Annotated in this window: 10 protein-coding genes and 1 pseudogene; 4 read left to right on the forward strand and 7 right to left on the reverse strand. The window is 32.5% G+C overall.

Features of this window, described 5'->3' with window-relative positions; translation table 11 throughout:
- Positions 1–871: 871 nt before the first annotated feature.
- A pseudogene (locus GKR88_13195) lies at positions 872–1986 on the reverse strand (ISAs1 family transposase).
- A gap of 239 nt (positions 1987–2225) precedes the next feature.
- On the opposite strand from GKR88_13195, the gene GKR88_13200 reads away from it, so the two are divergent.
- The 3 genes from GKR88_13200 (at position 2226) to GKR88_13210 (ending at position 4972) form a co-directional block, all read left to right on the forward strand.
- On the forward strand, positions 2226–3740 hold the full coding sequence (locus tag GKR88_13200; GenBank protein ID QMU65153.1) for a Fic family protein: 1515 nt from the start codon (positions 2226–2228) through the stop codon (positions 3738–3740).
- A 183-nt stretch (positions 3741–3923) separates the two neighbouring features.
- A complete protein-coding gene (locus GKR88_13205) occupies positions 3924–4295 on the forward strand; it encodes a transposase (GenBank protein QMU65154.1) in 372 nt (123 codons plus the stop codon).
- Positions 4295–4972, forward strand: a complete 678-nt coding sequence (locus tag GKR88_13210) for an IS3 family transposase (protein QMU65155.1) — start codon at positions 4295–4297, stop codon at positions 4970–4972. Before GKR88_13205 ends, GKR88_13210 begins: the two co-directional genes overlap by 1 nt.
- 1171 nt (positions 4973–6143) lie before the next feature.
- Here the strand turns inward: GKR88_13210 and GKR88_13215 are convergent.
- A complete protein-coding gene (locus GKR88_13215) occupies positions 6144–6479 on the reverse strand; it encodes a hypothetical protein (protein ID QMU65156.1) in 336 nt (111 codons plus the stop codon).
- Positions 6480–6938: 459 nt separating this feature from the next.
- Here GKR88_13215 and GKR88_13220 point away from each other — a divergent pair, with 459 nt between their 5' ends.
- Positions 6939–7934, forward strand: a complete 996-nt coding sequence (locus GKR88_13220; protein QMU65157.1) for a transposase — start codon at positions 6939–6941, stop codon at positions 7932–7934.
- Between the two features lie 153 nt (positions 7935–8087).
- Here the strand turns inward: GKR88_13220 and GKR88_13225 are convergent, their stop codons facing one another.
- The 5 genes from GKR88_13225 to GKR88_13245 all read right to left on the reverse strand — a co-directional run bounded on the left by GKR88_13225 (position 8088) and on the right by GKR88_13245 (position 12327).
- Complete coding sequence (locus tag GKR88_13225) at positions 8088–8990, reverse strand: hypothetical protein (GenBank protein QMU65158.1); 903 nt, start codon at positions 8988–8990, stop codon at positions 8088–8090.
- Between the two features lie 346 nt (positions 8991–9336).
- Complete coding sequence (locus tag GKR88_13230; protein ID QMU65159.1) at positions 9337–9696, reverse strand: transposase; 360 nt, start codon at positions 9694–9696, stop codon at positions 9337–9339.
- On the reverse strand, positions 9603–9761 hold the full coding sequence (locus GKR88_13235; protein QMU66718.1) for a transposase: 159 nt from the start codon (positions 9759–9761) through the stop codon (positions 9603–9605). The genes GKR88_13230 and GKR88_13235 overlap by 94 nt, the downstream gene beginning before the upstream one ends.
- Positions 9709–10239: a hypothetical protein gene (locus GKR88_13240; GenBank protein ID QMU65160.1), complete on the reverse strand. Its 531-nt coding sequence runs from the start codon at positions 10237–10239 to the stop codon at positions 9709–9711. The genes GKR88_13235 and GKR88_13240 overlap by 53 nt, the downstream gene beginning before the upstream one ends.
- Before the next feature lie 534 nt (positions 10240–10773).
- Positions 10774–12327: a DEAD/DEAH box helicase gene (locus tag GKR88_13245; protein QMU65161.1), complete on the reverse strand. Its 1554-nt coding sequence runs from the start codon at positions 12325–12327 to the stop codon at positions 10774–10776.
- Between the last annotated feature and the right edge of the window lie 64 nt (positions 12328–12391).

Genomic DNA, 12391 nt, shown 5'->3' on the forward strand with positions numbered 1-12391 from the left:
ATTCATATATTGGCAATGAAAATAGAATTAGTAGTAAAGAATTGCTGCCTGACGAAATTGCTGCTTAACGAAATTGTTACTCAATTTTTTTTCAAATGAATTAAAAGAATGAACATATTCTTTGCAAAGAAGAGTCATAGAACTATGAGTGACTTTAAGCAATTCATAGCATTGTTTACCCCGGTGATGCTCACTAAAATGAGAAAAAATTATAGTAATTTTAATGATCATTACCATAAAAAAGTTTTATTATTATGAAACAGTTAGAATTAAATCAGATGGAAAACATTTCAGGAGATGGCTGTGGTGCGTCGACAGCTTTTGCTCTTACGGGGGTGTATTTGTTGCAGCAGCGGCAGGTGGACCATTTACTTGGTGGCTAGCTGTTGGTTTAGCCGTGGACACCATATCTTGGGCGTATTCATGTGGAAATTCCACAGAATGGTAAAATTAATTTATAAGGGAAGTTCTTAAAACTAGAACCCTTTTTATAAATACTAGGGTTTTGAGGCCAAATTATCCCGAAATTTTCTCAAGATGGTTTTAAAAGTAATCCATTTTGAGCATTGAAACTTAATTTTCGATAGAGATTATGTATTACGGATACGGACACAGAAAAGAAATAAGTTTTGATTTTCGAATAATTAATATTTTTCAGTTTTCAAAATTTAGTGACCTTGAGACTTTTTCGAATTTCCCTTATAAAGCAGTGCCGATAATGTCATTATTAGTAATGCTTTCAAATATTAAATAATTAATAAAACTTTGATAATGAGAAAAACTATATCTTTAATATTAAGCATTATACTTATACTTATTTATTTTTTATTATATAGAAATGACAATATGTCTAGAGTTCAGGGCAAACGCATTAAACTTTCATAAGATTTAGCACTTTAATGAGGTAATGATTATCCCATCCAGCCTTTAATCTTCTACTTTTGACACCAACCTTAGATGCTTTTTCATTTTTAAGAAGATTAAGCGCAATTTTGTTTAGAATAGAAAAGTTTTGCGCAGCATTATCTTTTCTTTTTCTAGAAGCATCTTCTTCGAATGCAACATCTAAGGTCCAATGCAGTTTATTTTCAATACCCCAATGTGAACGTATGGTTTTTTGAAAATCTTTAGGCTTAGCCTTTGTGTTAGATATATAATAGCGTGTAGCTGTTTCTATTGGTTTATCAGAGTTTTTAAATTCACGCTTGCTTTCTATTTTAACAATAGCAGTAAGACTATCCCATTTATTATCCGGTGTAATACATTGAAAGTTTGTCATAACACTGCATTTTCGGGTTTCTATCCTTCCATGGTCTAGTTCTTCACTTATAGAGGTTGCTATATTTTCACCAAATCTAAATTCATCTTCAATATTTTGATATAATTGTGCTTGATTTTGTTTTACAGCTAAAATATAGTCCGCTTGTTTGTCAACAATGGCAGTAGCTATATCTGTCTGACATCCCATAGCATCAATAGTTACAATAGTATCTTTAATGATAACACTTTTAGTAATTCTGGAATTGCAGTAATTTCATTAGATTTTTCATGGGTCTTTACCTGCCCTAAAACTAAGTTGTTTTCATTTGCCCAAGCGCTTACCATATGTACAGGGGATTTTTTACCAGATGCCTTAGCCCCTCTAATGGTTTTACCATCAATAGCAATTACTTCTTTGGGTTGCAGTTCAGCTAGCGTACTAACCCATTGTATAAAACATGTTTCAAATTCTACACTATCAATATTAGAGAATACACGATTAAAAGTGTCGTGAGAAGGTATGCCATTGGGTAGATCTAAAAAAGAGCGTAAAAAATCTTCTTTTGAATAGGCATAGTCTTCCTTTTCATTCCATGAATTTGCACCACAAATAACTGAAATTATCCCGATAAGAAGGATGCTCTCTAAATCGTAAAGTTGCTTGTGGGTGCGTCTAAAATCAGGAATTTGACCGAATATGGTCTTTAGTTTGTTTGTTGTTTTCAAAACTATTAAATTATTGATTATCAGTATAATATACAAACAATCAATAACATAAACAACTAATAACTAACTGAATCTCAATGAATTAAGAACATTACATATCAATAGGGTTTTTAAAAAGTTTAATGCGTTTGCCCTGAGCTCAGTGCAATTAATGAGCCGATTTTGAAAATAATACTGTATTTTTGATTTTAAACAATCGTCAATTTGACGAGTAAGATATAGATTTAAATTTATGAATTATGAACAAAGACATTGAACTATGGAAACCAATCAGATTTGATGATGAATGGAATAAAACAGACACTTCAAAATTAGATGACATTCTTCCTTCTTGGTATCGAAAAAGGGAAATATTACAATCAGGTTCTAAAGAATATGAAGATTTCTTAAATAGATTAAAAAGACAACACGCAATTGAAACTGGAATTGTTGAGCGACTTTATGATTTAAAAGAAGGAATCACTGAAACTTTTATCAAGGAAGGATTTGTAGAATCATATTTACAGCATGGTGATACAAATATCTCCCCAAATAAACTTATTGGCTATTTATCTGACCACTTTGAAGCAATTGACTTTATCTTCGATGTAGTTAAAAATGAAAGACCTATATCGAAAAACTTTATTTTACAGTTGCACCAATTGATAACTAAAAATCAAGACTTTTCAGAGGCAATTGACACATTAGGCAGACAAGTTAGAGTGCCATTGCTTAAAGGAAAATTTAAAGAACATGAGAATAACCCTCGCAGGAGTGATGGTACAAAGTTTATCTATTGTCCCCCGATACATGTTGAGAACGAAATTGATAAGTTAATCAATATATACGAAGGATTAGAAGACGGAGAAGCTTCTCCTATTGTTATATCGGCTTGGTTTCATCATGCATTTTCAATTATTCATCCATTTCAAGATGGAAATGGAAGACTTGCGCGATTACTTGCAAGTCTGATACTAATTAAGCATGGCTTGTTTCCTTTTACAGTTAAACGAACTGAAAAGAAAAGATACATAGAAGCTCTTGAAAATGCAGATACTGAAAAGCCTAATGAACTGGTTGTTTTCTTTAGTGAAGTACAAAAAAGAAATATTGAGGTTGTATTAAATTTAAAACTGGAAACCGTTTCAACAACATCTATTTCGGATATTGCATCAGCACTTTCGAAAAAAGTAAACACATGGAAAGACTCTCTTAAGGAAGCAAGAATTAAACAAATTAGTGATAACCGAAATCTAATTTTTAATTATTGCAATGAAATTACTGAGAAAGTATATGAGGAATTACGAGGACAGATTCCAGAAGAAACTGCGGGGATTTATTTAGAAGTTGCCAATACCTCAAATGATAAGTATTATTATTTTACGCACCAGATAGTTGAGTATGCTAAGGAGCATGATTATTTTTTCAATAGGTCATTACCGAGAGATTGGTTTAAATTGTCAGTTGTTCTATCAGAAAAAAGACAATATCAGATAATACTTTCAATGCACCATTATGGATATGACGACACAACTATGGCAGTTGGAGCATTTCTTGAGTTTATTGAGCCAAAAACATTGAATCCAAAGAATAGAATCAAAGGATATAAAAGGACGGGGAACAAGGATAATATCATTACAAGTTTGCCTCTTAATATTAAACCTCATACTATTTCATTAGAAGGGAATGTTGAACGTGTTAAGCATAACCTTCAAACTTTTGTAAGAGATACACTCGCAATTTCCTTAGCCCAGATAATGAATGAGATAAATTAACGGCTTACAACATTTTGTATAAATAATGGCAGGCAAAGTGCATAATTTCAAGGTTTGTAGCCAGCTCTAGCGGCGTAGCAGTTTGATAAAGAAGAGCTACGCAGTCTGCCACTACTCATACAATTTACCGTTATCAGCACACGTGACCCGTCCTGAAATATGTATACAAAAAACAACAAGTATATGTATAAAAATGATGGATATGTAAGACGTTATAGTGAGAGTTTTAAACTCAAAGTATTAGCAGAACTTACCAAAGGAAACCATTCCAAAAGACAAATTGCCTTAACTTACGGCATACAATCTAGTACGATAAACGTATGGATTAAAAAATATGACCGTAAAGATTTAATGAACACCCGTGTAACCGTGCAAACAGACGACGAATTATCCCGTATTAAAGCCCTTCAAAAAGAGCTAAAACAACTCAAAGATCTTCTTATTAAAAAGGATCTAGATAAACTTGTGAATGATAGTTATCTTGAAGTAGCTGCTGAAAATCTTGGCTATAAAAATGTTGAAGAATTAAAAAAAAACTTAAACATAAAGCCTTAATGAAAATAGCACCGATTAATAGAAAAAAAAGAAGGTACGCCATCGCTACTATTTGTAATGCTTTCGAGTTAAAAAGAGATGCTTATTACAAATATCAAAAAAGGTTTGTTCTTAAAAAACAAATAGAACAAAATGTAATAATGCTTGTTAAAAAAAGCAGGAAAACATTACCCAGAGAAGGTACTAGAAAGCTAATGAAATCCTTACATAATGATTTTAGGAAACAGAATATAAATATAGGTAGAGACCAGTTATTTAGAATCTTAAAAGAAAATAATTTGTTAATTAGAAGGAAAAAATATTCTTCTAAAACAACCAACTCTTACCATCGTTTTTATAAATATAAAAATATCATAAAAGACCTGATCATTAATAGACCTAACCAAGTTTGGGCTTCGGATATTACCTATATAAGAACTATAAATGGATTTTGTTATTTAGCACTTATTACTGATATGTATTCAAGAAAAATAGTAGGCTATGATATTAGTGATAGTTTAGAACTTAAAGGCTGTGTTAGAGCTTTAAATAAAGCTATTTATCAAACTAAAAATACCGAAGAAATCATACATCATTCTGATAGAGGAATACAATATTGTAGCAATGTTTATACTCAAATTTTGAAAAGAAAAAAGATACAAATCAGTATGACCCAAGAAAATCACCGCTACCGCTAGCATTTGCTAGTGGCGTTTGTGAGTAAAACAACGAAAAAAAGGAGTTTAAGAAATTAAGATATTTTTTTCGTTGTTTTTAGCAAATTACAGTTTACAAAAACGCTTGCAATACCTGTTCTAAAGCGGTTATTTTATTTTGGTTTTAAAACCTGCTCCGTTCACACCCCAAAATTTACCGAAAACAAAAAAGTTATTAACATTCCTTTTTTTCTTCTCTACCCCTTTATACGCCTATCTTTCTTCCGTTTTTTCTTTGTTTTTGTTTTCCGCCCCATTCCGCCCTCATTTCAGGGGTTTTTGTGGGGCTTTTTTGTGTTTTTCGTTTGGGTTTTTAGGTTTTTTTGGTGGTGGTTTTTCTTGGGCTTTTTTTCGTTTCGTTTTTGGTCTTTTAAAACGTTTTTTATCTTAAATTTCATTTTTTTATTGCCGTAAGGCAAAAGGGCTTTTTTTTGACTGAAACAGTCATTTATTTGTTATTTTTTTGAGCCGATTATTCGGCTTCATCACGCCAAAGACAAACTGTTTTTTTGGGCTTTTTTTACCGCTTTGCGGTGGGGCTTTTTGTGGTAATCAACCACAAACATTTTTTTTGTTTTTTCTTCTTCTTTTACACTGCTTTGCAGGGCAATTTTTGAACTTTTTTAGTGAGCCGACACAGGTTTTTTTTGCGATTTTCCGCAATTATTTTGACAAATCTTGCGCCTAATTTAAGATTTTATGACCTAAATTTTTGTTCTTATTTTAAGGCTGAATTATTTTTTGGTTTTAGGCGTTTTACTTCTCATTTCTCTCTAAATATTGACTGTTTTTTGACTTTGAGTTATTAACAATTACGCCATTTTGTCGGTGTTGGTTGGTTGTGGTTCTGCAACCCATTTTATAAGCTGATTTTTGTCAATTTATTAGCAAAATTGATTTTTATGCTCCGAAAATCGGAGTATTTTTTTGGGCTTTTTTTCCGCCAAAGGCGGTGGGGCTTTTTTTATTACTGCCGTAGGTAGTAAAGGATTTTTTATTTTTCTTTTTTTGCTCTGCTCCGCAGTGCAATTTTTGGGGCTTTTTTTTTGGGTTTTCAACCCATTTTTTTAGTTTTTAAACAAACTATTTTTGATATTTTGGCAAACTCAATACAAGTTTTAGGCGGTTCTTATTTGTTCACTTTTTTGTCAATTTAGTATTTGATTTTTAAAAGCAATTTTAAGCCTGTTTTTTGCTCTTTTTTAGCCGTTTTTCGGCTCTCAGATTTAGGGTTTTGTTTCTGTTCTTTTTTGTACTTTTTCTTCTCTTTTTTGCTTTGGTTTTGAGCTGTTTTTGGTTTCGTTTTTCTGTGTTTTTCGCCCCCACAAAAACCCCTGAAATGAGGGCGGAATGGGGCGGAAAACAAAAACAAAGAAAAAACGGAAGAAAGATAGGCGTATAAAGGGGTAGAGAAGAAAAAAAGGAATGTTAATAACTTTTTTGTTTTCGGTAAATTTTGGGGTGTGAACGGAGCAGGTTTTAAAACCAAAATAAAATAACCGCTTTAGAACAGGTATTGCAAGCGTTTTTGTAAACTGTAATTTGCTAAAAACAACGAAAAAAATATCTTAATTTCTTAAACTCCTTTTTTTCGTTGTTTTACTCACAAACGCCACTAGCAAATGCTAGCGGTAGCGGTTGCGTGACATACTAGGACGAGCCTTTAGATTAGCAAATAGAAATAATTACTTAAAATAAAAACATAATAGTTATGATGAAATTTCTTTTTTTGCTTCTTTTTTTCTTTGTTAATAACTCTTATTTTGTTGATAACCAAAAACACAAAAGAACGGAGTGAACTTTAGCGGCCAGCTAGCTTTTTAGAGCCATCCCCCGTATTAGTCTCCGTTCTTTTTAAAAGTTACTTAGAACCATATAGAATTTCAGTTTCTGCCCTTATTAAAGGTCTTAGTTTAAGTAACTATTATTAATATCTAATTACAAAATTATGAAAACAAATGAAATTATCGGAATCGATGTCAGTAAATTATTAATTGATGTTTGTATCTATTCTAAACAAATTGTTCAACAGTTTGAGAACAGTAAATCTGGATTTAAATTAATGCTAAAGTGGAGTTTTAAAAATTCGTCTTTCTCTAAAGAAGAAACCATGTTTGTATTTGAACATACAGGAATGTACTCTCATTTATTATCTGTGTCTTTAACTGAACAAAAATTATCTTTTTTCATAGCTTCTGGTTTAGAAATTAAAAGATCTATTGGTATTGCTCGTGGAAAGGATGACCAAATTGATGCCAAACGCATTGCTCTATATGGGTATCGATTAAAAGAAGAACTTAAACCCAGTAAGCTACCTAAAAGAAGTATATTACAACTAAAAAGTCTCTTATCTTTAAGGACAAAACTTAACAAACAAAGAGCTGGTTTTAAAGTTACTTTGAAAGAACAAAAAAGAATTTATAAAGCAAAAGAGTATAAAATAATCTTTGACGTTCAACAAAAAATGATTGCAGAACTAACCAAACAAATACACAAGATTAATACTCAAATGCAAGCTATTATTGACCAAAATATAATGTTAAAAGAAACCTATAAACTTGTTACTAGTGTTAAAGGTATAGGAATGCAAACTGCTATAATGATGATTGTGTTTACTGACAATTTTTCAAAATTTGAAAACTGGAGAAAGTTTGCCTCTTATTGTGGTGTTGCTCCTTTTCCTTACCAATCTGGAACTAGTATTAAAGGACGTACAAAAGTCTCTCATTTGGCTAATAAAAAATTGAAAGCAATTATTAATATGTGCGCTATTTCTGCTATACAACATAACCCAGAAATGAAATTATACTATCATAAAAGAATAAAACAAGGCAAAAGTAAAATGAGTACCGTTAACATTATTAGAAACAAATTAATAGCAAGAGTGTTTGCCGTTGTCAAACGACAAAAACCCTATGTAGATACTTTTAAATTTGCTGCATAAATTAGTAAAAATAATATCTCAACTTTTACTTGTTTTTATCATAGAATACGGGGGAGATAAAATAATCGTATTCGGGGGAGATAAAATAATCGTATTCAAACAGGTATTCATCTGTTTTTTCAATGGCGTTATTTAAAGTGATTCTGCGAAGTTTTACGCCTCCCTGGATTCTTCTCTGGGAATATTTTGAAAATCTACCGTAAAGGTATCAGAACTGATATGGCTTATCTTTTTTGCATATAATTTGTAGTTTGTTTTTGCACCGCTCGTATTGTTCAGTACATCTTTGTATGCCCACTGATCTTCACTTACATTACTATCTTCACATTGTTCAGTATCGCATATTTTTCCCATTACGGCATTCCGAATTTCGTATGTAAGCGTTTCATCCTGATACTGAAAATGCATTGTTCTGCTATTGGGTGCGGTAACAGATGTGAGATGCCACGAAGAAGAATAATCAATTTCTCTTTGTCTTAATGATCTGCTGTTGATGTAGCTCCAGGCAATTCCTCCTTCATATTCTGTCTCAGAGTATTCTCGTTCAGAAAAAACATATTGGACTCCCTGAGTATCTGTAATAGTGAATGATAATAGGGTATCATCATCGCTATCCAACGAGTAACTGTACTTGAAGTTATCATTATTTAAACTGACAATCTTTTTGCTTTTGTCAAATACAAATTTTCCTTGAATTCCAAAAACATTGAAATAGAAAATATCCGGCTGTGTATCATTTCTTGTACCGTCCTGTAAGGATTCGTTTACCTTTGTTTTAAAAAAATTACTTGAAACATCTTCATTATAGCCTTCTGAAGTAATACTTTGTTCCAAAAGCTCAATATCTTGTAGCATATCATTATGGAGAATCCCATTTCCATGAAGGTCACTCACCATGTCATCGGGTAAATTAATCACAGAACGAGTGATAACGCCTCCGGCGGATAAATTCCACCCTAAACCTACATAGGATGGTAACTCCTCAACCTTTATCCCCGAAGAGCTGTAGAAAAGTTGAATAGGGAAGTTATAACTTCCGAGATTAAGATGTAACAACGGAATACTTTGGGCAATCCGTCGGAGTTATTTACCGAATCTTTTTCTACTGTTACAAGAGAGGCCACCGTTGGCTCAGGGGGTATTCCTTCATTCTCTTGAGCATATATGCAATTGATAAAAAGACAAACCAATAAAAGAGCAGTGTTTGACAATACATTTTTCATACGAATAATTTATGTTTAAAGTTTTTATTATCAATGTTTTAGGTTAAACTGTTAAGAATACCATTTAGGTAAAATTTTCATACACATGCTCTATGGCAATACTCTTTTGTGCTTAACAGTTTGAGGTCAGTTTCATGTCCGTGGTTTTCTCAACAGTAAAAATCGACCTTTATTTGTTTTTAGGCTACTTGAATAACTTCTTCACCAAGATTAGCCAATTGTTTTTTGTAATAGGCTACAAGTTTGTCTCTTCTAAAATTGTTGAGATGGTCTGGGCCTAATTCTTTGAACTCTGCTTTCTCTTTTATGATATGGTAGGCGGAAATGAGGATCTTATGTCCTAAAGCGATTATGGTTTTCTTTTTGCCTCGTCTACCCAACATGGATTTGAATTTGGATTCAAAGTAGGTGTTCTTTGTTCTTGATGCTACCCAACCTAATTCTACTAAAGTTGAACGCAGATATTTATTACCATAGGTAATTCTACCACTTTTGTTTTTTCCTGCACTTTGATACTGCCTGGACACATTCCTGCCCAAGAGGCCAAATGCTTATGGTCTGGAAACTGAATCATATCTGCACCTATTTCTGAGATGATACCGATAGCACCTTTTTTTACCTACACCTGGGATTTGTTCTAATAAATCTAGCTCAATCTGTAAAGATTTTATGGCTTTTTCTATAGAACGATCTACTTCTGATAGTGTGGTTTCTAATCGGTGCATATTTTTCCATATCTTTTTTAGCATTAAGCGATGATGAGCAGTAACATATCCTGTTAAAGATTCTTCTATGGCTTTTCGATTTGCTTTTACGCATCCATGTACCATACTTAACAATTGCTTGGGATTATAAATCGGTTTCCAATAAACCCCTGTACTCTCCATAGCTATATGGGTAATCTTATGCTTTTTTAACCAATCTCTCAATTTTATCAAAGAACTTGTATAGGTATGAAAACTCTTTGTCATGGTTTTTATACCTTTACCTTGGATGGTTACTACTACAATCTCTTTGTGGACGTCCAGCCCACATCCACGAGATACTAATTGCTCAAAGGCAACGGTGTCTTTTTTCATCATCCGTCTGTTTTTAATTGTTAATTGTTAAAAAACAAATAGACGGATTTTTTTTATATCTACTTATTCATCCCCTTTTGTGACGGATTCCTCTAAAATTATTTTGCGCCGTAATCAAGGTTTCATATGGGTAAATTTTTAGGCTAGCAATTTGCTAGGGGTTAATTACTTTGTAAATGTGGAAAATAGAGCAACTTTTGCTTCTTTTTTCATAACTATGTCCGGTAAAGGTAGAAAAAAATTTATTAGTAACGTATTGTTAATCAAAATTTAACAATATATAGCTTTTAGCTATTAGAACTCATTTAAACTTTTTGGATGTAAGCGAAAATTAGAAGTTTTTAGATATGTTGAAAGCTTTTTTGAGTTGCATAGCGCTACGGAAGGAAAAAAAGATAAAAACAGAGCTAAAAACAGCAATTTTTTAGCAAATTGAAAAAGTTTAAATGAGTTCAGTTTAAAGCTTTTAAAACGATAGGAAAACAGCATTCTTTTTTTGAGAAAAATAAAAGTTTACATGAGTTCAATAAAAAACAATTAATCTTTAGGCAGATACCCGTGAATTTTTTCAAAAAGAGCATCAAAATTTTTACGCAAGTAGGCATTTAATTTTTTGTGATAATCCTCTTTTAACCAGGTCAAGAAATTATGAGTACTCTTACTAATGCACTTGGCGTATTTTTGGATTCTGTGATCAATATCATCATTTAATAATTTAGTGAGTGCTAAGGCATCATAGACATCCTCACTGTTTTCGGTACATATTTTTGCGTGTTGTTCAATAGATTTTTCCAGCACTGTTTTTGAGGATTCCCCTTTTGCAATGGCTGCTTTATATGTAGCAATAACGTCAAAATAGACTTCTTCGGATTTTTTAAATTGTACACGTACTGCATCAGGCATTTGATACTTAAAATTCCTTTCCAGCGCTTCGTCATCCAACAGGCGATCTATGTAAAAATCGGGCGATCTAAAAATCATTTGCCAGTCTAAATTGGCTCCCCAAGGGCCAAATCTGTGTACGTTATTTCCCAAATCTACTACAGTAAATGTCGATTTATTATTCAGAATCCTGGAACCGCGTCCTACCATTTGATAATATAATGTTAACGACCGGGTAGCCCTGTTCAAGATAATAGCATCTATGGTAGGTTCGTCAAATCCCGTCGTCAGAATACTTACCGAAGTAAGAATAGCATCCGGAGTTTCCTTAAACCATTTCAAGATATCTCTCCGTTGTTTTTTACTGGTTGTATTATCCAAATGCGCTATGGGGTATCCGACAGTTTTAAAGGTATGATAGACCTGAATTGAAGTATTGATACCATTATTAAAGATCAATGTTTTTTTACCCTTGACACAACTTGTATATGCATTTAACAATTGATCTAACATACCATTTGTCGTATAGAGCTCTTCAGATGATTTTACGGTATAGTCTCCGTTAGACCCCACCTCCAGGGAAGTTAAACTCATATCGTACCGAAAGATCTCAGCACGTGCTAAAAATTCATTTTTAATCAATTCCTCGATAGATTCCCCAATAATAAGCTCATCATAATTATCTTTCATAGGCAAGTTCCTATTCGAACTTAACGGAGTGGCGGTAACCCCCAGTATAAAAGATTTTTCGAAAAATTTAAATAATTTGGTAAACGAATTATAATGTGCCTCATCAATAATGACCAATCCGATATCGGAAATATCCAACTTATTGTCATTCAGACGGTTATTTAAAGTTTCTACCATTGCCACAAAGCAGCTATAATTTGCCTGGTCGTCCAGATTGGCTGTGCTATTGACCACTTTATTACGTACATCAAAACTGGTAAGCATTTCGGATGTCTGCCTGCATAGCTCGACCCTGTGTGTCATTACCAGTACTTTCCTGAAATGATGCTTTAAATATTGACGTACAATTTCAGAGAAAATAACCGTTTTACCACCGCCTGTTGGTAATTGATATAACAAATGATAGTCTTTCGGAGCATTTTCAAATTTTTCAAATATTTGCCCTATTGCTCCTTTCTGATAACTATATAATTCTTTACCTGTTTTCTTTTCCTGGATTTCTAATGCAATTTCAGCCATGTAATTATTTTTAATAAATTGCAAAAGTACTTTCTTTTTACACTTAATCTGTTTTTTATTGTAT

This window comes from Flavobacteriaceae bacterium, from assembly GCA_014075215.1.
Classification (GTDB): Bacteria; Bacteroidota; Bacteroidia; order Flavobacteriales; family Flavobacteriaceae; genus Polaribacter.